The organism is Williamsia sp. M5A3_1d (assembly GCF_053345315.1).
This window is the reverse complement of sequence record NZ_JBKEZX010000003.1, coordinates 916449-943177: the sequence shown is the minus strand read 5'-3', so window position 1 is coordinate 943177 and position 26729 is coordinate 916449. Positions and strand designations below refer to the sequence as shown.

At 70.3% G+C, this 26729-nt stretch carries 26 protein-coding genes; 13 read left to right on the top strand and 13 right to left on the bottom strand.

Annotated features, from left to right (window positions below; genetic code table 11):
- The first annotated feature begins 138 nt into the window (after positions 1 to 138).
- From ACLBW1_RS16680 to ACLBW1_RS16660, 5 genes are read left to right on the top strand one after another with little or no spacing between them, the layout of a single operon-like run.
- Positions 139 to 747 (top strand): GNAT family N-acetyltransferase, encoded by a 609-nt coding sequence (locus ACLBW1_RS16680; RefSeq protein ID WP_447812903.1) that lies wholly within the window; start codon positions 139 to 141, stop codon positions 745 to 747.
- On the top strand, positions 731 to 2410 hold the full coding sequence (locus ACLBW1_RS16675) for a phytoene desaturase family protein (RefSeq protein ID WP_447812902.1): 1680 nt from the start codon (positions 731 to 733) through the stop codon (positions 2408 to 2410). Before ACLBW1_RS16680 ends, ACLBW1_RS16675 begins: the two co-directional genes overlap by 17 nt.
- On the top strand, positions 2407 to 3267 hold the full coding sequence (locus tag ACLBW1_RS16670) for a carotenoid biosynthesis protein (protein WP_447812901.1): 861 nt from the start codon (positions 2407 to 2409) through the stop codon (positions 3265 to 3267). The genes ACLBW1_RS16675 and ACLBW1_RS16670 overlap by 4 nt, the downstream gene beginning before the upstream one ends.
- A gap of 26 nt (positions 3268 to 3293) precedes the next feature.
- Positions 3294 to 4010, top strand: a complete 717-nt coding sequence (locus ACLBW1_RS16665) for an LppM family (lipo)protein (RefSeq protein ID WP_447812900.1) — start codon at positions 3294 to 3296, stop codon at positions 4008 to 4010.
- Between the two features lie 27 nt (positions 4011 to 4037).
- Complete coding sequence (locus ACLBW1_RS16660) at positions 4038 to 5219, top strand: glycosyltransferase (protein ID WP_447812899.1); 1182 nt, start codon at positions 4038 to 4040, stop codon at positions 5217 to 5219.
- A gap of 48 nt (positions 5220 to 5267) precedes the next feature.
- Here ACLBW1_RS16660 and metF read toward each other — a convergent pair whose 3' ends face one another.
- Positions 5268 to 6203 carry a methylenetetrahydrofolate reductase [NAD(P)H] gene (metF, locus tag ACLBW1_RS16655; protein WP_447812898.1) on the bottom strand — a complete coding sequence of 312 codons (936 nt, stop codon included), beginning with the start codon at positions 6201 to 6203 and terminating at the stop codon, positions 5268 to 5270.
- A 104-nt stretch (positions 6204 to 6307) separates the two neighbouring features.
- Here metF and ACLBW1_RS16650 point away from each other — a divergent pair, with 104 nt between their 5' ends.
- The 4 genes from ACLBW1_RS16650 to ACLBW1_RS16635 are packed head-to-tail and all read left to right on the top strand — an operon-like array spanning position 6308 to position 11440.
- Positions 6308 to 7441, top strand: coding sequence for a polyprenyl synthetase family protein (locus ACLBW1_RS16650; RefSeq protein ID WP_447812897.1), 1134 nt, complete (start codon positions 6308 to 6310; stop codon positions 7439 to 7441).
- 14 nt (positions 7442 to 7455) lie between these two features.
- Positions 7456 to 8976, top strand: a complete 1521-nt coding sequence (gene crtI / locus ACLBW1_RS16645) for a phytoene desaturase family protein (protein WP_447812896.1) — start codon at positions 7456 to 7458, stop codon at positions 8974 to 8976.
- Entirely contained in the window at positions 8973 to 10541 is a 1569-nt protein-coding gene (locus ACLBW1_RS16640; protein WP_447812895.1) for an alpha-(1->6)-mannopyranosyltransferase A, read from the top strand. Before crtI ends, ACLBW1_RS16640 begins: the two co-directional genes overlap by 4 nt.
- Complete coding sequence (locus ACLBW1_RS16635) at positions 10538 to 11440, top strand: phytoene/squalene synthase family protein (RefSeq protein ID WP_447812894.1); 903 nt, start codon at positions 10538 to 10540, stop codon at positions 11438 to 11440. The genes ACLBW1_RS16640 and ACLBW1_RS16635 overlap by 4 nt, the downstream gene beginning before the upstream one ends.
- 6 nt (positions 11441 to 11446) lie before the next feature.
- Here ACLBW1_RS16635 and ACLBW1_RS16630 read toward each other — a convergent pair whose 3' ends face one another.
- Entirely contained in the window at positions 11447 to 12316 is an 870-nt protein-coding gene (locus ACLBW1_RS16630; protein WP_447812893.1) for a cutinase family protein, read from the bottom strand.
- Between the two features lie 228 nt (positions 12317 to 12544).
- Between ACLBW1_RS16630 and ACLBW1_RS16625 the strand changes: the two genes are divergently transcribed.
- A complete protein-coding gene (locus ACLBW1_RS16625; protein ID WP_447812892.1) occupies positions 12545 to 14320 on the top strand; it encodes a S53 family peptidase in 1776 nt (591 codons plus the stop codon).
- A 31-nt stretch (positions 14321 to 14351) separates the two neighbouring features.
- On the opposite strand, the gene ACLBW1_RS16620 is transcribed toward ACLBW1_RS16625, so the two are convergent.
- Entirely contained in the window at positions 14352 to 14717 is a 366-nt protein-coding gene (locus ACLBW1_RS16620) for an Rv2175c family DNA-binding protein (protein WP_447812891.1), read from the bottom strand.
- A 110-nt stretch (positions 14718 to 14827) separates the two neighbouring features.
- Here ACLBW1_RS16620 and ACLBW1_RS16615 point away from each other — a divergent pair, with 110 nt between their 5' ends.
- Positions 14828 to 16051 (top strand): protein kinase domain-containing protein, encoded by a 1224-nt coding sequence (locus ACLBW1_RS16615; protein WP_447812890.1) that lies wholly within the window; start codon positions 14828 to 14830, stop codon positions 16049 to 16051.
- Between the two features lie 118 nt (positions 16052 to 16169).
- Complete coding sequence (locus ACLBW1_RS16610) at positions 16170 to 16787, top strand: GNAT family N-acetyltransferase (protein ID WP_447812889.1); 618 nt, start codon at positions 16170 to 16172, stop codon at positions 16785 to 16787.
- On the opposite strand, the gene ACLBW1_RS16605 is transcribed toward ACLBW1_RS16610, so the two are convergent.
- Positions 16743 to 18143 carry a class II 3-deoxy-7-phosphoheptulonate synthase gene (locus ACLBW1_RS16605; RefSeq protein ID WP_447812888.1) on the bottom strand — a complete coding sequence of 467 codons (1401 nt, stop codon included), beginning with the start codon at positions 18141 to 18143 and terminating at the stop codon, positions 16743 to 16745. The genes ACLBW1_RS16610 and ACLBW1_RS16605 overlap by 45 nt on opposite strands.
- A gap of 54 nt (positions 18144 to 18197) precedes the next feature.
- A complete protein-coding gene (locus tag ACLBW1_RS16600) occupies positions 18198 to 18680 on the bottom strand; it encodes a polyadenylate-specific 3'-exoribonuclease AS (RefSeq protein WP_447812887.1) in 483 nt (160 codons plus the stop codon).
- A gap of 33 nt (positions 18681 to 18713) precedes the next feature.
- Here ACLBW1_RS16600 and ACLBW1_RS16595 point away from each other — a divergent pair, with 33 nt between their 5' ends.
- Positions 18714 to 19955 (top strand): glycosyltransferase 87 family protein, encoded by a 1242-nt coding sequence (locus ACLBW1_RS16595; protein WP_447812886.1) that lies wholly within the window; start codon positions 18714 to 18716, stop codon positions 19953 to 19955.
- On the opposite strand, the gene ACLBW1_RS16590 is transcribed toward ACLBW1_RS16595, so the two are convergent.
- The 8 genes from ACLBW1_RS16590 to ACLBW1_RS16555 all read right to left on the bottom strand — a co-directional run bounded on the left by ACLBW1_RS16590 (position 19877) and on the right by ACLBW1_RS16555 (position 26728).
- Positions 19877 to 20599: a lysophospholipid acyltransferase family protein gene (locus tag ACLBW1_RS16590; protein ID WP_447812885.1), complete on the bottom strand. Its 723-nt coding sequence runs from the start codon at positions 20597 to 20599 to the stop codon at positions 19877 to 19879. The two genes, ACLBW1_RS16595 and ACLBW1_RS16590, sit on opposite strands and share 79 nt — an antisense overlap.
- Before the next feature lie 71 nt (positions 20600 to 20670).
- Positions 20671 to 21648 (bottom strand): ROK family protein, encoded by a 978-nt coding sequence (locus ACLBW1_RS16585; protein ID WP_447812884.1) that lies wholly within the window; start codon positions 21646 to 21648, stop codon positions 20671 to 20673.
- Positions 21645 to 22025, bottom strand: a complete 381-nt coding sequence (locus ACLBW1_RS16580) for a hypothetical protein (RefSeq protein WP_447812883.1) — start codon at positions 22023 to 22025, stop codon at positions 21645 to 21647. The genes ACLBW1_RS16585 and ACLBW1_RS16580 overlap by 4 nt, the downstream gene beginning before the upstream one ends.
- A gap of 99 nt (positions 22026 to 22124) precedes the next feature.
- Positions 22125 to 23288 (bottom strand): ArsA-related P-loop ATPase, encoded by a 1164-nt coding sequence (locus ACLBW1_RS16575; RefSeq protein ID WP_447812881.1) that lies wholly within the window; start codon positions 23286 to 23288, stop codon positions 22125 to 22127.
- A gap of 5 nt (positions 23289 to 23293) precedes the next feature.
- Positions 23294 to 23731, bottom strand: a complete 438-nt coding sequence (locus ACLBW1_RS16570) for an SRPBCC family protein (protein ID WP_447812880.1) — start codon at positions 23729 to 23731, stop codon at positions 23294 to 23296.
- 4 nt (positions 23732 to 23735) lie between these two features.
- On the bottom strand, positions 23736 to 24149 hold the full coding sequence (locus ACLBW1_RS16565) for a hypothetical protein (protein ID WP_447812879.1): 414 nt from the start codon (positions 24147 to 24149) through the stop codon (positions 23736 to 23738).
- A gap of 111 nt (positions 24150 to 24260) precedes the next feature.
- Positions 24261 to 25379: a glycosyltransferase family 4 protein gene (locus tag ACLBW1_RS16560; protein WP_447812878.1), complete on the bottom strand. Its 1119-nt coding sequence runs from the start codon at positions 25377 to 25379 to the stop codon at positions 24261 to 24263.
- A 14-nt stretch (positions 25380 to 25393) separates the two neighbouring features.
- Positions 25394 to 26728 carry a hypothetical protein gene (locus tag ACLBW1_RS16555; protein WP_447812877.1) on the bottom strand — a complete coding sequence of 445 codons (1335 nt, stop codon included), beginning with the start codon at positions 26726 to 26728 and terminating at the stop codon, positions 25394 to 25396.
- Between the last annotated feature and the right edge of the window lies 1 nt (position 26729).

The following is a 26729-nucleotide window of genomic DNA, read 5'->3' as shown; positions in this document are numbered from 1 at the left end:
TCCCTCGTCCACCGCCGGACCGGCCGTCGGTCGTCGGGTCACGATGCGACTCGTCGCGGAGGTTGAGTACTCGAACACCCGTTCGACCTATTCAATATAGCTACCCCCCGACAAGGTCTCAAGAGGAGGCGCAGAACGGTGTCTGTTCGCCTGGTCGGCCTCGTCCCCGACGACGCCGGGGACTGGTTGAACCCCGCTCTCGACGTCTACGTCGAGGCCATGGGGTACCCCCGGGGTACGCAGACACATCGCTCTCCGCTGTGGCGTGATCACATGCGCCGACCGGGTTGGACCGCGGTCGGGGCCTACCGGTCCCCCGACGACGAGACAGACGGGTCGTCGACCGGCGAGTCCCTGATCGGGATCGCCTACGGCTACACGGGCGCCGGTGACCAGTGGTGGCATCAGCAACTCTGCGCGGGTCTGCGGCACGGCGGGTACACACGTGAGCAGATCGACGAGATCACCCGCGACTACTTCGAACTGACCGAACTCCACGTGCATCCCCGCCTGCAGGGTCACCGGATCGGTGAGGCGTTGCTCGCACGACTCCTCGAGGGCCGCACCGAGAAGAGCGTGCTGCTCTCCACACCGGAGGTGCCCGCAGACGACAATCGGGCGTGGCGCCTCTACCGGCGCGTCGGTTTCGCCGACCTCCTCCGCCACTTCAGCTTCGCGGGCGACCCGCGACCGTTCGCCGTACTCGGACGCCGACTACCGATGGGCCCTCATGACCGCCAGCAGTGACACCCGCATCCACGACACGATCGTGGTGGGCGCCGGGCACAACGGGCTCGTCGCGGCCACCTACCTCGCGCAGTCGGGGCTCGACGTGGCCGTCGTCGAACGCGACACCATCCCCGGCGGCGCGGTGTCGACGGTCGCCCGCTTCCCCGGCTACCGGGTCGATCGCGGCTCGTCGGCCCACATCATGATCCGGCACACCTCGATCATCGACGACCTGTCGTTGGCATCCCACGGTCTGCGATACATCGACTGCGACCCGTGGGCGTTCGCGCCGGCGCAGGGTGACGCACCGGCCATCGTCTTCCGCACCGACCTCGACGCGACCTGCGCCTCCATCGAGGCCGCGTGCGGCGCGCGCGAGGCGGACGCGTACCGACAGTTCGTGGCCGTGTGGGGGCCACGTTCGGCGGCGGTGATGCGCATGTTCGCCCACCGCCCCACCGTCGGTGGGTTCGCCCGGTCGTTCTGGGGCATGCCCACCCGCGACGGGGTCACCGGCCGGGCCGCCGGGGCGAATCTCGCCCAGGAGTTCCTCCGCTCGGGAGATGCCCTGCTGGACAGCTGGTTCGACTCCGAGCGCCTCAAGGCCGCGCTCGCCTGGTTCGGTGCGCAGTCGGGACCACCCATGAGCGAGCCCGGCACCGCGCCGATGGTCGGCATCGCGGCACTGATGCACACGCTCCCGCCCGGCCGAGCGGTCGGCGGCAGCGGCGCGCTCACCGAGGCGCTCGTCTCGGCGCTGAGGTCCCACGGCGGCGAGCTCGTCCTCGACGCACCGGTCGAGTCGCTCGCGTGGGCGGGAGACCACTGGCGGGTGACATCGACGGGCGGTGCGGTCCGCCGCGCCCGATCGGTCGTCGCGGCCTGCCACATCCTCACCACGCTCGACGCCCTCGCCGCCGGTGGTGTTGCACCCGAGCAGGTGCGCCGATGGCGCGGCCGCATCGAGGTCGGCCCGGGCATCGGCAGTGCCGTCCGGATCGGTGCCTCGGCGCTCCCCGACTATCCCGGCCTGCCCTCGGACCTCCCCGCCCACGGCGTCCACTCGGGCCTCGGGCTCCTCGTCTCCGACCGGGCCCATCTGGCCGCTGCCTACGGCGACGCCCGCGCCGGCCAACTCCCGCGCAGGCCGGCCCTGGTGGCCATGAGCTATTCCGCCATCGATCCGGGTCTGGCCCCTCCCGGACGACATTCGATCACCCTGTGGTCGCAGTGGCATCCTCGCCACCTGGCCGAGAACCGTTCGTGGACCGATCTCGCACAGCGGGCCGGCGACGACATCGTCGCCGAGATGGATCGACAGGCGCCCGGGTTCTCGTCCACCATCGAACACATGCACGTACAGACCCCCGACCGGATCGAGGACGAGCTGGGCCTCGTCGGCGGCAACGTGATGCACGTCGAGATGTCGATGGACCAGATGTTCGCCTTCCGGCCGCACCCCGACCTCGGCGGCCATCGGGTACCGGGCGTGCCGGGCCTCTACCTGGCCGGTGCCTCGACCCATCCGGGCGGTGGTGTCAGCGGGATCAGCGGGGCTCTGGCCGCCGACCTCGTGCTCTCCGACCGCACCGGCGTGGCCGACGGTGTGCGTGACGCGCTGGGCTCGGCGTGGACGGCGGTGCGTCGGAGGGCACCGCTGATCGGCAGGCCCACGAGGTGACCACCCCGACGGCTGCACGCGCCACCACCGGCACCGCTCGTGTGGTGTCGCTGGCCGCCGTCGCCGCATGGGTGCTCGCCCAGATCGTCTACTCGCTCGTCGAGGGATCAGCGCGCGACACCGCGACGATGGCGGTCCTGTGTGCAGGGTCGATCGCGATGATCGTCGACGTCGTCGCACGCCGAGGCGCCGGTCGCGGCGTGGCGATCATCGCCGCGGTGTCGGCCATCGTGTTCGCCGCCGAGGTGATCGGCACCCGAACCGGATTCCCCTTCGGCGCCTACGGGTACGCCACCGACCGCATCGGGCCGGCCGTGGCCGACGTCCCCATCCTCATCACCGCCGCCTGGTTCATGGGTGCGTACGCGGTCTGGCGGGTGGCGGCCTTCGTGGTGCCCACCGCACGGGCGGGCCGCGTCGCGATCGGGGTCGTGGGCCTGGTGAGCTGGGATCTCTACCTCGATCCGCAGATGGTCGCGGCGGGTTTGTGGACCTGGGACGCGAAGGACGCCGGCCTGCCGGGGATGGAGGCCATCCCGCTCACCAACTTCGCCGGCTGGGCCGCGGTCGGACTCGTGGTCATGGGGGTGTTCGAACTTCTCGACCCGCCCGACACCGCCCGGGGCGCGACCCCTGTCGTACCGCTGGTGTGGCTGTGCTGGACCTGGGCGGGCTCGGCGTTCGCGCAGATCTTCCTGCTCTCCGACGGCGCACTGCGTTCGGGCGTCGCCTACGGCATCGTCGGTATGGGTGTCCTGGCGGTGCCCGCGGTCGTCGTCGCGGCCTCGCGGCGCGGTCCCACGCCGGGCGCCGCGACACACACCGACGCACCACACGCGGCGGGTCGTCGTCGGTGACCCGTTCGCCCTGGCACGATGTCGTGGTGCCCGCCTCTCCGGTCCCCCCGCCCCAGCGCACCGCCCCGCGGTCCCGTTCCCGCCGTCGCGCCGTCAGCACCGCGGCGGCACTGCTGGCCGTGCTCATCGGTTCGCTGTCGCTGACGTCGTGCATGGAACGGTCGCCGTACGTGGGAGACCGACTGTGGGGTGAGCTGGTGGTGGCCGCCAAGGCCTCGGGCGACAGCAAGGGACCGCAGATCGAGATCCCGCAGTCGATGGCGGGCAGCGTCGTCGCCGACGCCTACTCCGACAACGGCATGGTGGGCACCCGCGTCACCTACAGCGCGCTGCCGGTCGGACAGTTCAACGAACTCGGCGATCTGCTGCTCGAGGCGTATCCGAACAGTCCGGTGAGCATGGACCTGAGCACCAAACGCAACGGCGACGTGGTGCGGTTCCGTGGCTCCACCGACCTGAGCAGCCTCACCGCCGGCCAGGATCTTGTGTCGCTGACCGTGCAGTTCGCCGGGCCGATCAGCGCCACCAACGGCAAACAGTCCTCCGACGACACCGTCACGTGGACACCGGATTCGGGCAAGGTGAGCGATCTGAGCGCCGAGGCGGAGTACTCCGACCCCGGCACGGCGGCGTTCGGCGACTGGACGTGGCTCCTCGCCGGGATCACCCTCGCCGTCGTGCTCATCATCGGCGGCGTCGCCTACACGACGCGCGACGCCTCCCCCCGCGCCGGCCGAACCTGACGGTGTGCAGCTGAGCGCGGTGCGCGGGTGAGCACGGCCCGACGCCGAGGGCGTCCGACGGTCGCCGTCGACACGGTGGCCCTCGTCCTCGCCGGTTCCGGGCTCGCGATGGCGGCGGTCAACGCCCGGCACGTCCACCCGCTGAGCGCACCGCCACACCCGGTGGCCGGTCCGGTGCTCGTGCTCGTACCCGCCCGAAACGAGGTCGAGGTGATCGCCGACCTCGTGGCCGACCTGCGGGCGCAACGCGGAGTGCCCGACCTGCGTGTGCGGATCTACGACGACGAATCGACCGACGGGACCGCCGACATCGCCCGAGGTGCGATCGACGGCGACGACCGGATCGACGTCATCGACGGCACACGCACGCCGAAACCCCCGGGCTGGACCGGCAAGGCGTGGGGGCTGCACCGGTTGACCACCGACCTGGCCGACGACCCACCGGACACGCGACTGTGCCTCGTCGACGCCGACGTCCGCCTGGGTCCCGATGCCATCGCGGCGGCGGTCGCGGTGTTCGACTCCCTCGCCGACACACCCGGCCCACCACCGGGACTGCTGTCGGTGTGGCCCGCCCAGGTCGTCGGGTCGGCGCTCGAGCGGATGGTGCAGCCGCTGCTGTTCTGGTCGTGGTTCTCGATGCTGCCGCAGGCGGTCACCGAGCGACAGTTGCGGACCTCGACCGCCGTCGCCAACGGACAGTTCCTCACGACACGACTCGGGGTCTACCGCGACGTCGGCGGACACCGGTCGGTGGCCGCCGAACCCGCTGACGACATCGCGCTGGCGAGGGTGTTCCGCCGCGCAGGGATGCGCACCGTCAACCGCAGTGGCGGGCACATGGTGCGGTGCCGGATGTATCGCTCCGGTGGTGACCTCCGGGCCGGATACCGACGATGGACGGCAACGGAATTCGGCGGGGCGCGCGGATCATGGGCGGTGGTCGCTCTACTGCTCGTAGGTCAGGTGGCCCCGGCGTTGCGGGCCGTGTTCGGCCGACGACGCACGCCTGCGGCGGCCGCTCTCGTGCTGGGTGCGGCGGGACGCATGATCTCCCGCCGTGTCGAGACCGGTGCCCTCGGGCCGTCCGATGTCCTCGACGCCACAGCGCACCCGGTGTCGATGGCTGCTGCTGCCGCACTCATCGCCGACTCGGCCGTGCACACACGGACCGGTCGACTGGAGTGGAAGGGCCGATCGATCAGCTGACCGGCACGTCGGTCGGTGGACCGGCGCAGCGTGTCCGCGACCCGATCGTCAGGGGACGAGGACGTTCATGCCGAGGCGGTCGAGCACCTCGGTGGTGGCGCGGGCGAAGTTCAGGCTGCAGAAGTGCAGACACGGCGCGCCCTCGGCGATGAGTCGCTCCGACATCTCGGTGGCGAGATCGATGCCGACCGCGCGGATCGCCTCGCGGTTGGCCTCCTCGTCGTTGCCGGCGGCCGCGCTGAGGCGGGCATCGACATCGGCGGGCAATTTCGATCCCGACAGCTCGAGCATGCGGCGTACCGACGCCAGCGACGTGATCGGCATGATGCCCGGGATGATCGGCTTCGCACCCTGCTCGGGGTCGGCTGCCGCCACCCGGTCACGCAGGCGGAAGTAGTCCTCGACGTCGAAGAACATCTGCGTGATGGAGTACTCCGCACCGGCGCGCAGCTTCCCGAGGAGGAAGCGGGTGTCCTCCTCGAGCGTCGGTGACCGGTGGTGGCCCTCGGGGAACGAGGCGACGCCGACCTGGAAGTCACCGAGCTCGCCGACCAGTCGGACGAGTTCCTCGGCGTAGGCGACACCTTCGGGGTGCTTGACCCATTCGCCCATCGGGTTGCCGGGCGGGTCGCCGCGAAGCGCGAGGACGTTGGTGATGCCCTGATCGGCGTACGAGCCGACCATCGCGCGCAGTTCGTCGAGGCTGTGGTTGACCGCGGTGAGGTGGGCGACGGTGGTCAGGGTGGTCTCGCGGGCCAGTTCCCCGGCGATACGCACGGTCCGGTCGCGGGTCCCGCCGCCGGCTCCATAGGTCAGCGACACGAACGCGGGGCGCAGACGCTCGAAGATGCGGACGGCGCGCCAGAGACGTTCCTCGGCGGGTGCGTCCTTCGGTGGGAAGAACTCGACCGAGAACGGCACCGGGCCGCTGTGCGGCTCGGACAACCGCGAGACGACGGTGGGCGAGGCGATCGGTGAGGTCACGTTGCGATCATACGGTGGGCGTCCCCGCCTGCGACGTGCCCGGATCGCCGGGTCGGTAATGTCGAGGTCATGGTGTGTACCGGTGAGACCCGCGGGAGCGAACGGTGACAGGGGCGCCGGGCACCGAGCTCGCCGCCGCCCCGACCGTCGGCGATGTGTCACCGGTGTCGTTGCGTGACGTCCCCGCGGCGGCCGAGGCGCGACTGCAGCGGGTCTTCGCCGCCCGCCGTGAGCAGACATCAGCCATCGCGCCCGAGGTCGCCGACCTGACCGATCTCGTCACGACGTTCACCCTCAGCGGGGGCAAGCGGGTCCGTCCGGTGTTCGCGTGGTCGGGATACCGGTGCGCGGGCGGCACACTCGGCACCTCGGACGCCGTCGCCGCGCTCGACGTGTGCGCGGCGCTCGAACTGATCCAGGCCTGCGCCCTGATCCACGACGACGTCATCGACCTGTCGGAGACGCGACGCGGGAACCCGACCGTGCACCGGTCGGTCACTGCGACCCATCGGCACCGGTCGTGGTCGGGAGACGCCGACCATTTCGGCATGTCGACCGCGATCCTGCTGGGCGATCTGGCCCTGAGTTGGGCCGACGACCTCATCATCGCGGCCGATCTCGGTCCCGGCATCCGTGCGCGGATCGGTCCGGTGTGGTCGGCGATGCGCACCGAGGTCCTCGCCGGACAGATCCTCGACGTCGTCGGCGAGGCGGGCGACGACGAATCGGTGGACGCCGCGTTCCGGGTGATGCGCTTCAAGACCGCCGGGTACACCGTCGCCCGGCCGTTGCAGCTCGGTGCCGTCGCCGCCGACGCACCCGACGACCTCGTCGCGACCCTCGGTCAGGTGGGCGACGGCCTGGGTATCGCCTTCCAACTCCGCGACGACCTGCTCGGCGTGTTCGGCGATCCCGAACGCACGGGTAAGCCGTCGGGCGACGACCTCGTCGCGGGCAAGCGCACGGCCCTGCTCGCCCTGGCCCTGCAGAACGCCGACGCCGACGCCCCGCGGGTGGCGGCCGAGCTCCGTGGTCTCGTCGGACGCCCGCTCGACGCCGGTGAACTCGACCGGGCGCGCGCCATCCTGCACGACGTCGGTGCGGTGCGCGCCGTCGAGGACCACATCACACGCCTGGTCGACGAATCGGTCGACATCCTCGCCTCGGCCCCCGTCGAGGCAGGCGCGCGTGAGGAACTGGTGGCGTACGCCACCGCTATCGCCGGGAGGCGCATGTGACCGGAGACCGCAGGGTGACCGGACCCGTCGACCACGTCGTCGTGGTGGGCGCCGGTCTGTCCGGACTCTCGGCCGCGCTGTATCTGCGCGGTCAGGGTGTGGACGTCACGGTGGTGGAGGCGCAGCGCACACCGGGCGGACGGGTACGCACCGAGAAACTCGGTGACTCGCTGTTCGACACCGGCGCATCGGTGTTGACGATGCCGTCGCTCATCGAGGCCCCGCTCGCCGCCGTCGGTATCTCCGCCGCGACCGCCGGCACACTGCTCGACCTGATCCCGCTCGACCCGAGTTACCACCTGCGCTACGCCGACGGCACCGACTTCGCCGTCCCGCGCGACACCGACGAGCTCGCCACCGCGATCGGCAAGACGTTCGGCCCCGACCAGGAATCGGGGTACCTGCGCCTGCGCAGTTGGCTGCAGCGGCTCTACGAGGTCGAGTTCGACAACTTCATGGACCAGAACACCGACGGCCTCCTCGACTACGTGACCACCCGCCGGATGCGCACCGGCGTCAAGGATCTCGTGACGATGGGTGCCGTGCGGCGACTCACACCGGCCATCAACCGCTTCGTCACCGACACGCGACTCCAGCGAGCGTTCACCTTTCAGGCCCTCTACGCCGGCGTCCCACCGTCGCAGGCGCCGGCCATCTACGCCGTGATCTCGCACATGGACATCGGTATGGGAGTCTCGTACCCGCGGGGCGGCATGGGACGTGTCGGCGCGGTGATGGCGCGCGCGCTGACCGAGGCCGGCGGCAGTGTGATCTACGACGCCCCGGTGCGGACAGTCCGTTTCGACCGCACCGCCCCGGGCGGACCGCGCGCGGTGGCCGTCGTGACCGGTGACGGTGAGATCGAATGCGACGCCGTGGTGATGACGACCGACACCCCGGTCACCGATCGGCTGCTGGCACAGGGTGGCGCCCCGTCGCGACGCCGCCGCATCCGACACTCCCCCAGCGCCGTGGTGGCGCACCTGCGGGTGCCCACCGACCTGACCGCGGTCTGGCCCGGCGGTCACCACACCATCGACTTCGGCGACGCCTGGACCGAGACCTTCCGCGAGCTGACCGCACGATCGGGTCGGTTGATGACCGACCCGTCGCTGCTGATGAACCGACCGGCGATCAGCGACCCGACGAACTTCATCGTCGACGGGATGGAGTCGGTCAGCGTGTTGGCCCCGTGCCCGAACCTCGACAGCGCCGACCTGCCGTGGGAGTCGCTGGCCGGTCCCTACGTCGCGGAGACACTCTCGGTCCTCGAGAGCCGCGGCTACCGCGGGATCTCCGAGCACGCCGAGATCATGCGCATCGACGACCCCGGCGTGTGGGCCCGCTCGGGGATGTCTGCGGGAACACCGTTCGCCGCGGCGCACACCCTGTCGCAGACGGGGCCGTTGCGTACCCAGAATCTGTGGCCCGGCGCGGTCAACGTGGTGCTGGCGGGCAGCTCGACCGTTCCCGGCGTCGGTATCCCGCCGGTACTGGTGTCGGGTCGGCTCGCCGCCGAACGCATCACCGGGTGACGTCGGTGCCCGCCGACGCGGTGACCACCGCGACGCCGCGCGAGAACGGCCTACGTTCACCGGTTGTCGCGTCGCTGCGGATCGGTCTCGTGGGATCGGTCCTCGTAACGGTGGGCAGCTACGGCGTCGGCGACATCCCGCGCGCGAACACGTGGCTGCAGGACGCGTCGATGGCGTGGGTCACCTACGGACACGGCAAATCTGCTGCCGGCCTGCTCTTCTGGGTCGGTGTGGCCCTCATGGTGTGGGCCTGGGTGCGGTTGGGGCGCGCATTCCTGGCGCGCCGATCCGATCCCGACTCCCTCGTCGCCGACGGCTCCCCCGCCGCGGATCCCCCGATGGATCGCGAGATCTCTTTGTTGCGCTGGTGGGCGGTCGCCTGGGCACTGCCGTTGATGCTGGCGGTCCCGGTCTACAGCCGCGACGTGTACGCCTACCTCGCCCAGGCCGCGCTGCTGCGTGACGGGTTGAACCCCTACGCCGACGGACCCGCCACCTCTCCCGGGCCCCTGCTGGACTCGATGGCGCAGGTGTGGGCGACCACCACCGCGCCCTACGGTCCGTTCTTCGTCGAGATCGCCCGCGGCGTCACCGAGGTCACGGGCGACAACCCGGTCGCCGGGGTGTTCGCGATGCGCGTGGTGATGCTGCCGGGGTGGCTGCTCGCGATCTGGGCGGTGCCCGCCCTCGCGCACCGACTGGGGCGCGATCGGCGTATCGCACTGTGGCTCGCGGTGTTCAACCCGATGCTCGTCATCCATCTCGTCGGCGGACCGCACGTCGAGATGTTGATGGCGGGACTCCTGGTGGCCGGCGTGGCCCTGGTCGTCGCGCGTCGTCACGTCACCGGACTGCTCGTGTTGGCCGTCGCGGTGTCGATCAAGATCACCGCCGGCGTCGCCGTCCCGTTCGTGCTCTGGATCTGGTTGTCACACATCCGGTCTCGGCGCCCCGTGCGCCCCCGCGACGTCGCCACGATAGCGGCGGCCATCGTCGCGATCACCGGGGTGGTGTTCGCCGCCGCGACCGTGATCGTCGGTCACGGACTCGGATGGTTGACGGGCCTGGGGTACGCCGATCGAATCGTCAACTGGCTCACCGTCCCCACCGCCGTCGCACATCTCGTGACGCTGGTGGCGGCACCGTTCACCGCCCTGCCCCTGCCTCCGGTGCTCTCCGTCCTCCGGACCGTCGGCGCCGTCGCCCTCGCGGTGATCCTCGTCGCCACATGGTGGCGATACCGTCATGACGAGCGCACCGCCGTCGTGGGTGTCGCGGTCGCGATGGCCGCGGTGTTGGCGCTCGAACCGTCCACCCTGCCCTGGTATTACAGCTGGGCGCTGGTCTTCGCCGGGGCGGCCGCGCTGGGTCGGCGGTCGCTCGCCGCCATCGTCGCGGGGTGCACGTTCGCGCTGATCGCCTTCCAACCCGACGACTCGATCCTGCTGTACGAGCCGGTCGATGTGATGGTCGCCCTGGCGATCGCCGGATTGGCGGCGTGGTCGCTGGTACGGAAGGATTCGGTGCGACCGCAGAACCTCGTACGACCGACAGGAGCCTCATGACCGTCGCCGAGCGCACCGAGCGCGGTTACGAACGTGGACTCGAGGCGACCGCGACACACGGTCGTACCTACTACCTCGGTACGCGACTGCTCCCCGCGGACCGCCGTCGCGGGGTCTACGCGCTCTACGGCTTCGCCCGGATGGTCGACGACATCGTCGACGTGCCCGGCCATCCCGATCCGGTCGGCGGGGTCGATGCGATCGACGAACAGTTGTCGCGCGCACTGCGACACGACCCGACCGACGACCTCTCCGACGTCGACGAGGTGGTTCTCGCCCTGGCCGACACCATCGCGCGGTTCGCCATCCCCGAGTCGTACTTCACCGCGTTCCTGGCCTCGATGCGGATGGATCTGCCGCAGAGCACGTTGTTCCGGTCGCGGTACCGCACCTTCGCCGAGATCGGTGAGTACATGTGGGGGTCGGCGGCGGTCATCGGTCTGCAGATGCTGCCGATCATCGGCACGCTCGATCCCGAAGCGGCCCGCGAACCCGCCATCGCGCTCGGCGAGGCGTTCCAGCTCACCAACTTCATCCGCGACATCGGTGAGGACCTCGACCGCGACCGGATCTACCTCCCCACCGACGAACTCGCGACGTTCGGGGTCGACGAGGCGATGCTGTTCGAGGGCCGCCGGACCGGCGTGACACCGCCGGAGGTGCGACGGGCGCTGGCGCACTGCATCGCGGTCACACGCGCCCGATACCGCGATGCCGAGCCGGGTATCGCCCTGATCGAACCGCGCAGTCGTCCCGGTATCCGCGCAGCGTTCGAGCTGTACCGCGACATCCTCGATCGCATCGAGGCCGCCGACCACCAGATCCTCGATCACCGCGTGGTGGTGCCCAACCGTCGCCGGGCGCGCCGGGCCCTGGGGGCTCTGATCACCCGACGCTGACGTGGATCAGCGGGTCGACGCGCTGCGCAGGTAACCACGCAGTACGGAGACCGCCTCCTGGAGTTCGGTTCGCGCCGATGCGGGTCGCCCTGCCGCGGGCACGTACCGCAGACCGCTGCGGAGGTAGTTTACGTGCTGCTGCCCCACGAGGTCGGCCCCGGGACCGAACCCGCACACCGGGTCACCGCCGTGACACAGCGACCACCGGGCGATGCGGGGCAACCGGTAGTAGGCGTCGGCGCCGATGTTGTCGACACCCGAGATCGCGGCGGTGGCGTCGGTGCGCCAGATCCCCGTGCCCCTCGACCCCGCGCCGTGGACGCCGTCGGCTCCCGGGATCTGCAGGGGGTCACCGAACAGCATCACCGCGCCCACCACGCCGCGTGGCGCGAGCCGCCGGGCGACCGTGCGCACCACCGCGGCTCCCTGCGAGTAGCCGAGCAGGACCGCCTTCGGACGACAGCCGGGCCCTCCCGCGGCCGCCGCGCTGTCGTATCGGGCGATGAGAGCGACGACCCCGGATGCTATGGACGCACCGAAAGACCGGTTGCGCGTGCCGTTCTCGATCGACACGGCCTGATATCCCGGGCCGGTCGTCACCACCGGGACGCCGGCGATGTCCGCGGGGTCGCCGGCGTAGGTCGCCGCGAGCAGGGTGTGGAACAGCGGGCCCTCGTAACCGTCGGAGACCACCCGTCCGTAGCGCTGGGGCGCGAGAACCGGGTCGCCGCTGCCCCGCGCCGGCATCACCACCGCGGCCGGGCAGGCCCGGGCGCCCGGCGACGCCGGTGTCGGCTGCGCACCCGCCGGCGCCACCGATCCGATCAGCAGCACCGCACACAGCCCCAACACACCCTGCACGACACCAGTTCTCATGGACCTGATCATGCACGACACCGCGATCTCGCGGGCGAGACGACCGATCGCCGGTCGGTTTGCCCGCTTTCGATGTCGCCGACGTAACGGTCCCGTCAGTTTCGATCAGAACTGTTCGTATAGCTAGTTACCACTCCTCATCAACTGCTAACTTCCCCATCATCGACGAACGCGCGACGCCGTGACCCACGACGACTGCTCGCGCGCACAAGGAAAGTGAGACACGACATGGCCTTCAGACGCCTCCTACCGGTCACCGCGGTGGCGGTGGTCGCCGTCGCCCTCGGCTCGGGGGTCGCCTCGGCGGCACCGCCGGGTGATGCGCCGGTCGCGCCGGTCGACAACGGTCGCGCCCAGGTCAGCCCCCGCGTCGCCCGGTCGGCGAAGGTCGGCAGCGTTCCCGCGCAGGAGCGTCGGACGGTCACCGTTGCCCTCGCCTCGCGGGATCCGCAGGGACTGAGCGACTTCGACGCCGCGGTCAGCGACCCCGCGTCGCCGCAGTTCCGGAAGTTCCTGACGCCCGGGGAGTTCGCGAACCGGTTCGGCCCCTCCCCGGCACAGGTCGCGACGGTCTCGGACTACCTCACCTCACACGGTCTGCGGGTCGGGAAGCTGGTGCCGGGCACGCAGACCATCCCCGCCACGGGGACGGTGAGCCAACTCAGCGACACGTTCGGGACCTCGATCTCGCAGTACCGCGACCCGAAGAACGGCGCTCAGTTCGTCGGTGCGGACAGCAGCGCCAAGGCATCTCCGGCCGCGGCGACGATCATCACCGACGTCTCCGGCCTGACCGACAACCCGCTGCCGGTCACCCCGCCGCCGACGACACAGATCACGCAGACGCCCAAGTTCGTGCCCAACGCCGCGACGGACAAGGGCACCGGACCGAAGGGCGGGTTCACGGCAAAGGAACTGAACACCGCCTACGCCGCGACCACCATCGGCGGCAGCGGGGGCGCCGGCCAGACCATCGCGCTCGTGGAGTTCTCCGGGTACCACCCGGCCAACTACAAGGCGTACGACGCGCAGTACGGGATCACCGCCCCCGCCGTGCAGACGGTGAACGTGGACGGTGGACCCGGCGGTGACCTCTCCGGGCAGGGCGAGGTCGACCTCGACATCGAGGTGCTGCACGCGATCGCACCGAAGGCGACGATCCTCGACTACCAGGCGCCGAACACCGACAGCGCCGACGTCGACCTCTACGGGAAGATCGTGTCCGACAACCGCGCATCGATCGTGTCGATCAGCTGGGGCGCCTCGGAACTGCGCGAGGGCACCTCGGGCATCCGCGCGCTGTCGAACATCATCGCCCAGGGTGTGGCGCAGGGACAGACGTTCGTCGACGCCGCCGGCGACCACGGCGCATCCGACCAGTGGGACCCGAGCTCGCGCGACACGACCGTCACCGTCGACTACCCGGCATCGGACCCGAACGTGACGAGTGTCGGCGGCACCCGGCTCTACATCAACTCGACGACCGGGGCGTGGGCCAACGAGAAGGTGTGGAACGACTACGCCGCGGGCACCGACACGTCGTTCCGCGGCGCCGGCGGCGGTGGTGTGTCGACCTACTTCGCCCGGCCGTCGTGGCAGACCGGTTCCGGTGTCGACACGAGCGCCAAGCGTCAGGTGCCCGACATCTCGGCGGTCGCCGCCGAGTACCAGTTCAGTGTCTACACCGAGCTGATCGACCAGAGCGGCAACGACAACGGCGGGGGCTGGAGCGCCTCGGCGGGCACCAGCGGCGCTGCACCGCTCAACGCCGGCCTCTTCGCCCTGGCCGCGGCCAAGGCGGGCGGTACCCGCTTCGGCAACATCAACCCGACGCTCTACCGGGTCGCGACCGCCACCCCGGCGGCGTTCCACGACATCACCGGCGGGACCAACTCGATCACCGGCAACGCCTCGGTCTACGCGACCACGGTCGGGTACGACAAGACGACAGGGCTGGGGACACCGAACAATCCGGCCTACGCCACCGCGATCGCGGCTCCGTGACCCCTCACCGCGACCGTCACGGGGTGGTTCGTCAGAAGCCGAGCGCCTGGGCCCGCCGGATCATCTCGCGGGCGGAATGTCCGTGCAGTGCACGCGCGGGGTATTCACCGAGATCGTCGTGGACGGTGAACAGCCACCGCACGACCCCGTCGCGGTCGAAGCCGCCGTCGTAGAGGACGGCGATGAGCCCGGTGAGGTGCTTGGCGATGCCGTCGTCGTCGAAGAAGACCTCGGGGATCATCGGCTGACCATCGACGTTGACCGCCAACAACTCGTGCTCGGCGACCATCGCGCGGATCTTCCCCGCCGAGAGACCGAGGCGCCGGGCCACACCGGAGATGTCGAGCAGCGGCTCGCCGTCGGGCAGGTCGACAACGGTCATCGGGAGGGAGGCCACGGGAGAAGACCCTACCCAACGCGACGCCGGCACGAACACGCCTGCACCGGTCGCATGCCCCTGGCTCGCTAGGCTGATCGGATGGACATCGCGGAGATCGGCGTGCGCTCGTGAGTGCGGTGCGCGACGTCCTGTTGGGCGCCCGACTCGAACGCCGCTACCGGATCGATGCGCTCATCGCGCGCGGTGGGATGTCGAGCGTGTACCTGGGGATGGATCTGCGGCTCGACCGGCCGGTCGCGGTGAAGGTGATGGATCCGCGGTACAGCGCCGACCCGCAGTTCCTGTCGCGGTTCGAGTTCGAGGCGCGTTCGGTCGCCCGCCTCAAGGATCCCGGGCTGGTGCCGGTCTACGACCAGGGTGTCGACGGCGAATACGCCTTTCTCGTCATGGAACTCGTCGAGGGCGGGACGCTGCGCGAGTTGCTCACCGAGCGCGGTCCCATGCCGCCACATGCGGTGGCGGCCGTCGCGGTGCCGGTGCTCGGTGGGCTGGGCGCGGCGCACGCGCACGGCCTCGTCCACCGCGACGTCAAACCGGAGAACGTGTTGATCTCCGAGCGCGGGGACGTGAAGGTCGTCGATTTCGGCCTCGTGCGCGCCATCGCCGCGGCGGGCATCACCTCCGACAGTGTCATCCTCGGCACCGCGGCCTACCTGTCGCCCGAGCAGGTGGAGTCGGCTGACTCCGACGCGCGCAGCGACATCTACTCGATGGGCATCCTGGTCTACGAGATGCTGACCGGGACAACCCCGTTCACCGGCGACACGTCACTGGCGCTGGCGTACGCGCGGTTGCACCGCGACGTAGGGCCCCCGAGTCGGGTCATCGCCGGGGTGCCGCGCGAGTTCGACGATCTCGTGCTGACGGCGACCGCCCGCGATCCCTCGGCGCGTTTCGCCGACGGCGACGACATGCTCGACGCCCTCGAGTCGATCATCGACGACCTGCGTCTGCCGCCGTTCACCGTTCCCGCCCCGGCGCGGTCGGCCGAGCGCGAGACGGTGGTCGCCTATCGCAACAATCGTGCCCCTGTGGCCCCGCCGCCCCCGCGAGGACCCGTGCCGCGCACCGACACCCGGATGATGGACTCGGGCCCGGTCGGTCCGCCGCCGACCTCCCGGACACGCTTCGACGACCGGGACGATCCACGCGACGACCCCCGGGGCGACGACATCGACCGTGCGCGGCCCCGCCTGGCCGCGCATGCGGCGCAATTCACCGAGGCCCGACTGCGGGCGCGCCGGCGAGCACAGGTCCTCACGGTGCTGATCGCGATACTGGCCGTCGCCCTGGCCGCCGGCGGCTGGTGGCTCGGTACCCAGGTCGCCTGAACCGGATCCGTCGTCCACAACGATCACCGCAGAGGGTCGCCGTGTGGATAGTCCACACGCCGCACCTCATCGGTGAACCTTGTGGACGCCGCGCCCCGGGGTGATCCACCATGAACCGATGCCCAACCTCGTCGATCCCGTTCTGGACGCGGAGTTCTTCGTCCGCACGTCGCAACCGACGCTCGACGTGGTCGGGGGTGCGGTCCTTCGCCCGTGGGAGCGGCACGACGCCGACGCGGTCAGGAGGGCCTATGCCGACCCGTCGATTCAGCGGTGGCACAGTCGCCGCGTCGACAATTCCGACGAAGCGCTCGAGATGGTGGAGCGATGGCGGTCGACATGGTCCACCGGCACAGGATGCCAGTGGGCGCTTGTCGACTCCACGACCACGGAACTCATGGGGCGGGTGGCGCTCAAACGGGTCGATCATCAGGACGGGAACGCCGAGGTCGCCTATTGGATGGTGCCTGCCGCCCGTGGCCACGGGATGTGTTCGGCCGCGGTCGATGCCATGTCGCAGTGGGCATTCGACCACGCGGGCTTCCACCGGCTCCATCTAGAGCACTCCGTCGCGAACCACGCATCGTGCCGCACCGCCGAACGCGCCGGCTTCCCCGCAGAGGGGACCCACCGATCCTCGGTCCCGCACGTCGATGGATGGCACGACATGCACTTCCACGGACGGGTGGCGTCAGCCGCGCAGCATCTCCGCGACGAGGAACGCCAGCTCCAGTGACTGCTGGGTGTTGAGGCGCGGGTCGCAGGCGGTCTCGTAACGGCCGGCGAGGTCGAGGTCGGAGATGTCCTGTGCGCCACCGAGACATTCGGTGACGTCTTCACCGGTGAGCTCGATGTGCACCCCACCCGGATGCGAGCCCAGGGCACGGTGGACCTCGAAGAACCCCTGCACCTCGTCGACGATGCGATCGAAGTGCCGGGTCTTGAAACCGGTCGACGCCTCGTGGGTGTTGCCGTGCATGGGGTCGCACTGCCAGATCACCTTGTGACCGGTCGCCTCCACGGCCGCGACGATCGGCGGGAGCACGTCGCGCACGTTGCCGTTGCCCATCCGCGCCACCAGCGTCAGCCGCCCGTCGACGCGGTGCGGGTCGAGACGCTCGACGTACTCGACGGCCTGCTCCGGCGTCGTCGTGGGGCCGATCTTCACGCCGATCGGGTTCGCGATCAGCTCGGCGAGTGCGATGTGCGCGCCGTCGAGCTGACGGGTCCGCTCGCCGATCCACAGGAAATGCGCCGACAGGTCGAACAGCACCGGGTCGCCGTCGGGGTCGGCGGGGTTCTCGGCCAGGCGCAGCAGCCCGCGCTCGTAGTCGAGCACCAGCGCCTCGTGGGAGGCGAAGATGTTGGCCGACTCGAGGTTCGAGTCGCGCACCTCGCAGGCGTCCATGAAACGCAGGGCGCGATCGATCTCCGAGGCCAGCGCCTCGTAGCGGGCCCCGGCGGGCGATGTACGGACGAACTCCCGGTTCCAGTCGTGCACGCGGTGCAGATCGGCGAGGCCCGCGCCGGTCAGGGCGCGCACCAGGTTCATCGCGGCACTCGCGTTGGCGTAGGCACGCACCAGGCGCGACGGGTCGTGAGCGCGCACCACCTCGTCGGCGACGAATCCGTTGACCATGTCGCCGCGGTACGACGGCAGGCCGAGGGCATCGGTGTTCGACGACCGCGGCTTGGCGTACTGACCCGCGATGCGCGCGACCTTCACCACCGGCATGCTCGCGCCGTAGGTGAGCACCACGGCCATCTGCAGCAGCGTGCGGATGTTGCCCTTGATGTGCGGCTCGGTGTTGTCGACGAACGTCTCGGCGCAGTCGCCGCCCTGCAGCAGGAAAGCCTCACCGCGGGCCACCTGGGCCAGCTGCCCCGACAGGCGGTGCACCTCCTCGGGCATGCAGATCGGCGGCACGCTCTCGAGCACGGTGCGCATCGCGCGAGCCTTGTCCTCGGGCCAGCTCGGCTGCTGCAGCGCGGGCCGTTCGAGCGCCGCGGCGAATCGATCGGCCAGAGCGCCGGGGAGCGGGGGCAGCTCGGGCAGTTCGTCGAGCGGTACGTCTACGGTCCAGTTCACCACCGGCCCAGCTTAGTGCCCACGCCGCGCGGCCCCTCGGAGCGGTCGTGGCGCAGGTCAGGCGGTGAGCTCGGTCATGGCCTTCCAGCGGGCCAGATTGTGTCGCGCGTCGACGAGGGCGTCGTGGGCATCGGCCGGCGACGGTGGCAGCGGTGGACGCCCCAGCGCCTCCCAGTGCTGGCGGAGCTCGCGGGTGAAACGCGGGATCGGCCGCGGCAGCGCGGTCATCGACCCCCAGAGCTGGCACAGCACCACGTGGTCGTAGGCGCCGATCCACGCCCACAACTCGATGTCGTCGCCGGACGCGGTCAAGAAGTTCAGCAGATCGTCACGTATCTGTCGCCTGCTACGCCACACCTTCGACGACGGCGACGGCAAGTGTGGCAACACATGAGCCCTGACCCAGTCCCCGGCGCGCTCGGGATCGAACTCCGAGGAGACCGCGTAGAACTCACGCCCGTCCTCGGCGACGACACCGATCGAGACGAGCTCGATGGTTCGTCCGTCTTCGATGAACTCGGAGTCGTAGAAGAAGCGCATTCGGAAAAGCCTAGGCGCTTCGCCGCACACACGGTGACCGCCGTGGTCGTCGCGGCGTTCGCCGTCACCGCGCTCGTCCGGGTGGTCGGCATGCCGCTCACCCACTCGTTCGGCGACTTCGCACGCATCGACATCGACGTCTACCGACTCGGGGCGCAACTGTGGCGCAACGGCGGATCGCTGTACGCCGCGGGGTCGATGCCGTTCACCACCGACGGGATCTGGCTGCCGTTCACCTATCCCCCGTTCGCCGCCCTGTCGTTCCTGCCGTTCACCGTGGTGCCCCTCGTGGTCGCCGGCGCCGCGATCGCGCTCGTCACCGTCGTCGCGACGGTGGCCGTGTCGCGGATCGTCGTCACGCGTCTGCGGATCGGACCCGCCGCCCGCCGTGGGACGCTCGCCCTCGCGGTCGCGACGGCCGCGCTGTGGACCAACCCGTATTGGATGACGCTGGGCTTCGGACAGGTCAACGTCGTGCTGATGCTGCTCGTCGCCGTCGACCTGTTGGTGCTGCCGAAGGAGTCCCGGTGGCGCGGGACCCTGATCGGGGTGGCGGCGGCGATCAAGCTGACCCCGCTCGCGTTCGTGCTGTTCCTGATCGTGCGTCGCGAGTGGCGGGCGACAGTGCGCGCGATCGGCGTGTTCGTCGGGCTGGCCCTGCTGGGACTGGTGTGGGCGCCGGTGGATTCCGTGCGCTACTGGGGCCACACCGTGTTCCACACCGACCGCATCGGCGACCTGTCCGGCGGTATCAACCAGAGCGTCAACGGGTTCTGGATCCGGGTGCTCGGGTGGTCGGGGCCGGCCGAGCAGGTGGTGTGGGCGCTGTCGGTGGTGGCCCTGACCGCACTGGCGGTCGTGGCGGTCCGGCACTGTGATCGCCTCGGCGGCGACGTGCTCGCGGTGTCGGTGGTCGCCGTGTGGGCGGTGATGGTCTCGCCCACGTCGTGGGCGCATCACTGGGTGTGGGCGGTCCCGGCGATCATCGCGCTGTCGGTGGTCGCGGCGCGCACCGACGATCGACGGGTACGCCGCGCGTACGCAGCTCTCGCCGGGGTCGGTCTGCTGGTGATGGCGACCGGACCGTTCCAGTTCCTGCCCGCCCACGCCTCACGCTGGTCGGGGGTCGACGTCGTCGCGGGCAATGCGTACTGCCTGTGGGGACTCGCGGTCCTCGTGACGATCGTCGTCGTCGGTCAGGCGGCGGGCTCCGACCGCTCCCCCGGGATGGCCGGGGCGGCACCCTCGGGGGCGTTCTTCAGGCTGGCGGCATAGATGTCGACATACTTCTGACCACTCAGGCGCATCAGTTCGTACATGATCTCGTCGGTGACCGCGCGTTCGATGAAGCGGTTGCCGTTCATGCCCTCGTAGCGTGAGAAGTCCAGCGGCTTACCGATCTTCACGGTGATCTGGGCGCGTCGGGGGATGGTGGTCCCGGGCGGGTTGAGCTTGTCGGTGTTGATCATCGCGACCGGGATCACCGGGACGCCGGTCTCCATGGCGATACGGGCGAGACCGGTCTTGCCCTTGAACAACCGTCCGTCGGGTGAGCGCGTGCCCTCGGGATACATACCCATCAACTCACCGGATTCGAGTTTACGTCGCGCGGAGATCAACGCGTTCTCGGCGGCGTCGGCGCCGCTGCGGTCGATCGGGATCTGCCCGACGGCGGTGAAGAACCAGCGCTGGAAGCCACCTTTGATGCCGGTGCCGGTGAAGTACTCGCTCTTGGCGAGGAAGTAGATACGACGCGGGACGGCCATCGGGAGGTAGAAGCTGTCGACGACGGCGAGGTGGTTGCTGGCGAGGATCGCCGGGCCTCGCGACGGGAGGTTCTCGAGACCCTCGACACGCGGGCGGCCGACCACCTTGAGGATCGGTCCCAACAGGACGTACTTGAACAGCCAGTACCACATACCCCAGCAACTCCGATCGACCCCGTCGTGCCCCGAATCCGCAACCACTCGCAACCTGCGGACGACTCTACTCACCCATGCAGTGCGGGGACACCGTCGGCGAGATCGGATCTGGCGACGGCGGCGGCGCCGATCATCCCGGCGGCCTCACCGAGTTGGGTGCTGCGGATGCGGGCCAGTCGTCGATGACCGCTGCCGGTGACCATCGCGCCGTAGTGTTCGCGGGCCTCGTCGAGGAAGAGACTCCCCGCGGCACCGACACCGCCGGCCAGCACGATGAGGTCGGGATCGAAGATGTCGGCGATCATCGCCATGCCCTGACCGAGCCATCGGGCGAAGTCGGCGAACGCTGCCACCGCCACCGGGTCACCGTCGTGCGCGGCCGCGGCCACCCGTCGACCGGTCAGCGATCCCGGGTCCTCGGCGATCTCCCGGGCCAGGGCGCTCGTCGGGAACCTGCCGTCGGCGACGATCTCCACGACATTGTCGACGAGAGCGGTTCCGCTGCAATACCTCTCCCAGCACCCGCGCTTGCCGCACGAGCAGGGACGGCCGTCGACGACGACCTGCAGGTGCCCCAATTCGGGGGCCACGCCGTGGCTCCCGCGGTAGATCTCGCCCTCGAGGAGGAACCCGACGCCGATACCTGTGCCGATGGCCAGGACGATGGTGTTGTGGCCACCGGCTGCGGCACCGAAGCGGCGCTCGGCGATGGCCGCAGCGTTCGCATCGTGTTCGCATGACACGGGAAGTCCTGTGCGGCGCGACATCTCGGCCGCGACGGCGGTCTCACGCCAGGGCAGGTGCGGCGCGAAGCGGACCACCGAACGATCCGGGGTGAGGAACCCGGCGATCGCGAGTCCCACGGCGACGACCTCGGATCGCGATCGGAGCCGGTCGACCATGTGGTCGAGGCACTTCTCCAGTGCCCACGCGGTGGCGGGCGTCTGAGCGCGTGCGGTGTCGACGATCTGACCGCGTTCGTCGACGACGGCCGCACGGATGCTGGTGCCGCCGATGTCGATCCCGATCGTCAGATCGCCGGTCACAGCTGGGGTTCCCCGGTCTCGACCTCGACGGTGATCGGCACGAACCCGGTGGTGTGGGCCGGCCGGGTCGAGGAGGTGCGTTGGGCACGTTCGCCGACGGCTTCGGTCAGCCCCGCCGAGATGGCCTCGAGCACGGCGATGGCAGCCGCGATGAGCCGGTTCACGATGTCACCGATCTCGGCGATCATCTGATCGACGGCCTGTCGGATGGCGGGACCGAGATCGGCCGACGCCCGGTCGCCTTGAGCAACCGATCCCCCGTCGCGATCGCTGATGACGGTGGTCGCGAACTGTTCGATCCGGTCGAGCATCGCGAGGACGAGTGCACGCATCGGATCCGCGTCGGGAGGTCTCTCCCCGCGGGCCGATTCGTCCATTCCTTCTCCCTCGAGCATTCGCCGACACGTGTCGGCGGGACACGCGTCATCTCGTCGTCCGGTCGTCGTCGGTCGCTGTCCCCCGGCGACGGGTGGATGTCAGTCGACACCCTGCCCGGTCCGGGGCCACACCCGGGGATCGGGCTGGAACCGGATGTTCAGCATGCCATCCTCCCATCGGGCGTCGGTCACCGTGCATCGGCGCAGGACCGAGGGCAGCGACACGCGGTGCCGGACGCCGCTCAGCGTGACCAACAGGTCGTCGCCGCTGCGACCGAGTGCGAGCGATCGTGGATCGGGCAACGGTTGGCGCCACGAGAGCCGATAGGTCGCGGTCACCCCGGTACCGGTGAGGTGCTCGACCTCTGCCGCACGGCTGCCCACCGCCGTCCCGGGCCGGTCGGAGATCGACACATCCAGTTTGCGTAGCGCGGCCACGGTGCGCGGCGGAACCGGGAGTGACTGCACGACAACCGCATCCAGGCCGGTACGGGGCGAGACGGTGTCGGTGTCGGTCGCCGGTTCGGCGGCGGCGACACCGGGATTGATGAAGACCTCCGAGGTGACGATGCCCATGAGGTCGAGCACGGCGACGTGGCGCTGCGCCATCTCGGCGCCGTGCACACCGGTCGGGACGACCACGTGCGCGTGCACGCATGTCGGGTCGACCAGGAGTTCGACGATGTCGAGACAATCGGCCACCAGTGCGTCGACGACCGCCGCGCCACCGGTCAGTCGGGGGTTCTCGGCGGCGCCGGCCAGACGACGGTGTCGAGGCCAGAGCCGCTCCACGTAGTCGGCGACCATGGCCGGGACGCCCAGGAAGCCCGGGGCGTCCATCCCGCCCGAGCAGTCGACGACGATCCGCGACCACTGGCCGGAGACGGCCTCGTCGCGGATGCGACGCCACGCGAGGAGTTCGGCAACTCCGGGGAGTCCGGTCAGCTCCTCGGGATCGATGTCGCCCAGGCCCTCGGTGAGGGTGCCGCCGGCAAGAGAAACCGGGGCCCGCAGTCCCGACCATGCCTCACCGAGCAGTGCGAGGGTGTCGATCTCGAGCAGTGCGGCGCCCTGCGAGATCGGAACGGCAACGCCCGGAGTGGAATACACCCCGAACACACGTGACGCCTGCCGGAACCGGTCGAGGGTGATCAGCAGCGCTCGCCCGTCGGATCCGCCCCGCACCGGCCCGACTGCGGCCGCTGCGGCGATGGTCGACACACCTGCTCCCCCCGGCCCCAGCACGATGTGGACCGGCGCCACGTCGATCAGCCCTCGACTCGCTTCTTGAGTTCCTTCAACGCGACGTCGGTGATCGCCTTCTCGGCGCGCCGCTTGAGCGCCCCGATGATCGGGATCGCCAGGTCGACCATGAGTTCGTAGGTGACCTTCGTCGAGCCCGACGTCTGCTGCACGAGGCTGTACCGCCCCTGCTGCGCGGTCTGCAGGTCGCTGCTGATCAGATCCCATTCGACCGCATCGCCGGTGGGCGCCCAGACGTAGGAGAGCTCATAGGTGTCTCGGAGGACCCCGGCGTCGAGACGGAAGCGCACCTGCTTGGCACGGTGGCCGTCGCCGGGGTCGGTGATGGTCACCTCGTCGGCCGCCGACACCCATTCGGGATACCGCGCGAAATCGGCGATGACCGCCATGATCGCCTCGGCGTCGGCGTTGATGACTATGGATTGTTCGGTGCGGTCGGCCATCGACTCACCCTCTCCCCACGGCCGGTTCCCCGGCCGCTCGCCCGGCTTCGAGGCGATCCTTCACCTCGGTGGACATCGTGCGCCCGGCGACGCGACGACGGTGGTTGGCCGACGCCAACCACGCGGCGCGGCGGCGCGCGGAACCCTCAGCGACACCATCGGCGTTCTCGGCGGGTTCGGCGTGCATGAAGTAGTGCAGGACGAAACCGTCGAGCACCTCCTCGAGCCAGACCTCCATGGTGCCGTTCGCGCCGCCGGTGATCGACCACCGCATCCCCTGCTCGACGCGGTCCTCGACAACGGTGAGTTGCAGGTCGGGCCACCATCGACGCCATCGTGATCGATCGGCGAGGACGCGCGGAGCGTCGTGCGCCGACGCGGCGACGAACGTCTCGTCGGCGACCTGGATGCTGCTCACCGCACTAGCTTCACATATCGACCCCGGCGCACACACCGCAGCGTGCCGCATCGTCGCGGCCGTCCGCGACCGGGCTGTGTACCGCTGTGCATCGGTCCGTGGCCCATGGTTCTACAGCAGCTGCATGAGGCGCGCGGCCATGGAATCCCACTGCCAGTCGGACACGACGACGTCGCGGCCCGCTGCACCCATCTGCGCGGCGTGTGGCCGATCGGAGAGGATGGCGCAGATCGCCAGTCCGACGGCCGAGACATCGCGACCGTCGACCACGGTGCCGGTCACGCCCTCCTGCACGGTCTCGGGTGCGCCACCGGAGTCGCCGGCGACGACGGGCACGCCGCACGCCGAGGCCTCGAGGTAGACGATGCCGAGCCCCTCGACATCGAGACCACGCCCCCGGGTGCGGGTCGGCATGGCGAAGACGTCGGCGGCCGCGTGATAGGCCGGTACGTCCTCGGCGGCCACCGATCCGGTGAACACCACGTGTTCGGCGACGCCTGCCTCGCGGGCGCGGCGTTCGAGCGTCTCGCGATAGGGGCCGCCACCGACGATGAGGAGCCGGGTTCCGGCGACGTTGCGCCGGATGTCGGCGAGTGCCTCGATCAGGGCGTCCTGCCCCTTGCGCGGCACCAGTCGTGACAGACACAGCACCACCGGTGCGTCGCCGAGGTCGTGTCGATCCCGGATACGTTCGCGCGCAGCCGGATCGGGCGCGAAGCGCCGGCTGTCGACGCCGGGGGGAAGATGTTCGAGTGCGGCGTCGGCCCCGAAAGCGGCGGCGAAACGGTTGCGGGTGTAGCGGCTGACGTAGGTCACCACGTCGGCGTGGGTGCCGATGTGGCCGAGCACCTGGCGGGCCACGGGCAGCATCGACCACCCCACCTCGTGGCCGTGTGTGCTGGCCACGATCCGCCGGGCGCCGCCGGACCGCAGGTGCGGCGCGAGCACGGCCAACGGTGCCGCCGCGCCGAACCAGACCGTGTGGATGTCGTGCTCGGCGATCAACGCGCGGGCCCGTCGGGCGACCGCGGGTGTCGGCAGCATGAGGCTGGTGCGGTGGCGCACGACGGTGAACGGTTGCGCTGCGTCGAACGCATCGCAGCCATGCCACCGCGGCGCGTAGACGACGATGTCGCGCGCGGGCATCCGCTCGACCAGGTTCAGCAGATACGACTGGATACCGCCCGGTCGCGGCGGGAAGTCGTTGGTCACCAGAAGGGTTCGGTTCATCGGTCGATCACGGGTCACCCTCGTGCGGCGTCGCGCAGCCACTGCCGCCAGCCCGAGATGACCGCGGCGCCGGGACCACCGAGTGCCGCGGTCATGGCCTGCGCCTGCTGTGCGGGCGTGCTGGGACCACCCGAGAGCGACAGGTAGAGCTTCTTCAGGTCGGCTGCTCCGTGGGTCTGTGCCACGTAGGCCGCGAACGACCAGGCCGTCTGGTAGGCCACCGGCGCCCCTGCCCCGGACACCGTGAACGCGTCGTCGGCGGGCAACCCGGCCGGCACCGATCCGGCGGCGACCTCGGCCATGAGGTCGGGGGCGGCGTCGGAGATCGACCGGTAGGTCCCCGCTCGTCCGACGTACTCGGCGACACCTTCGGTCACCCAGGTCGCGGCGGTCGGTTTCGTCGCGGTGCGGGCCGCGACGTGGGTGAGTTCGTGTCGCAGCACCACGTCGAGTGCGGGTCCGGGCAGACCCGTGATCGCGCCGGGGGTGAACACCACCCGCTGGCCCACGGTGTACCCGTCCACCGCGTCGTCGGAGGCCGAGACGGTGGCGGCCGCGGCAGCGCTCGCATCGGCCGCCGCGCTGCGCGACAGAGCGGCGAAGGTGGTGGTCGAATCGGTCGCCACGACAACGGTGCGTCGCGGCCAGTCGGGACCCCAGAACGCGGCGACCGCGGCGACCGCTCCCGGCATCGCCGCCTGTATGCGTGCACCCAGCGCTCGACTGCCCGGGTAGTCGAGCACCACCGACTGCTTGCCGCCGGTCGCGACGCGGCGCGCGGCGACGCCGGGGAAGTCGAAGAACTGTGGCCCGGGAGCCGCGGACGTCCCCAGCAACGGTCCGGCCTGGCCGACGATCTTCCAGTCGTCGCCGTAGCGCGCGAACACGAAGGGGTCGGTGACCGTGACCGGTGGTTCGTCGACGCCGGCGATGGCGTAGCGCGCCACGGTGGGGACGACCCAGGAATCGGAGCTGCCGGCGTCGTCGAGTCGGGACTGGACGGGCTCGGGGAGGAGTTGTTCGCCCAGGCCGCCGGAGCTGGCCGGATCGATGCGGTAGTCGAGCGTCGACAGGCCCACGTCGTGGATGGCGACGCCCTCGGCGACGAGCATCTGCCGGAACGCCGGGGCGGCGGTCACGTCGACCAATGCCCCGATCGCGTTCGCGTCACCGGCCTTCTGCGCCGCACTCAGCTTGTCCAGAGTCGTTCGGACACCGTCGGTGCGCTGCTGTTCGAAGACGTTCTGCGTCGACGACGTCGGTGCCGCGCTGTCAGCACCACCGTCGCCGCAGGCGGCCAGGACCGTCAGTGCGATCGCCAGCGGGACCGCACCCCATCGGCGCGCCACC

What these genes read in the sequence shown, in the direction of transcription:
- ACLBW1_RS16560 (WP_447812878.1), bottom strand. Translation starts at nt 25,379, where the DNA reads ATGAACCGAACCCTTCTGGTGACCAACGACTTCCCGCCGCGACCGGGC.
- ACLBW1_RS16635 (WP_447812894.1), top strand. Translation starts at nt 10,538, where the DNA reads ATGACCGTCGCCGAGCGCACCGAGCGCGGTTACGAACGTGGACTCGAG.
- ACLBW1_RS16675 (WP_447812902.1), top strand. Translation starts at nt 731, where the DNA reads ATGACCGCCAGCAGTGACACCCGCATCCACGACACGATCGTGGTGGGC.
- ACLBW1_RS16630 (WP_447812893.1), bottom strand. Translation starts at nt 12,316, where the DNA reads ATGAGAACTGGTGTCGTGCAGGGTGTGTTGGGGCTGTGTGCGGTGCTG.
- ACLBW1_RS16610 (WP_447812889.1), top strand. Translation starts at nt 16,170, where the DNA reads ATGCCCAACCTCGTCGATCCCGTTCTGGACGCGGAGTTCTTCGTCCGC.
- ACLBW1_RS16570 (WP_447812880.1), bottom strand. Translation starts at nt 23,731, where the DNA reads ATGGCCGACCGCACCGAACAATCCATAGTCATCAACGCCGACGCCGAG.
- ACLBW1_RS16590 (WP_447812885.1), bottom strand. Translation starts at nt 20,599, where the DNA reads ATGTGGTACTGGCTGTTCAAGTACGTCCTGTTGGGACCGATCCTCAAG.
- ACLBW1_RS16580 (WP_447812883.1), bottom strand. Translation starts at nt 22,025, where the DNA reads ATGGACGAATCGGCCCGCGGGGAGAGACCTCCCGACGCGGATCCGATG.
- ACLBW1_RS16625 (WP_447812892.1), top strand. Translation starts at nt 12,545, where the DNA reads ATGGCCTTCAGACGCCTCCTACCGGTCACCGCGGTGGCGGTGGTCGCC.
- ACLBW1_RS16600 (WP_447812887.1), bottom strand. Translation starts at nt 18,680, where the DNA reads ATGCGCTTCTTCTACGACTCCGAGTTCATCGAAGACGGACGAACCATC.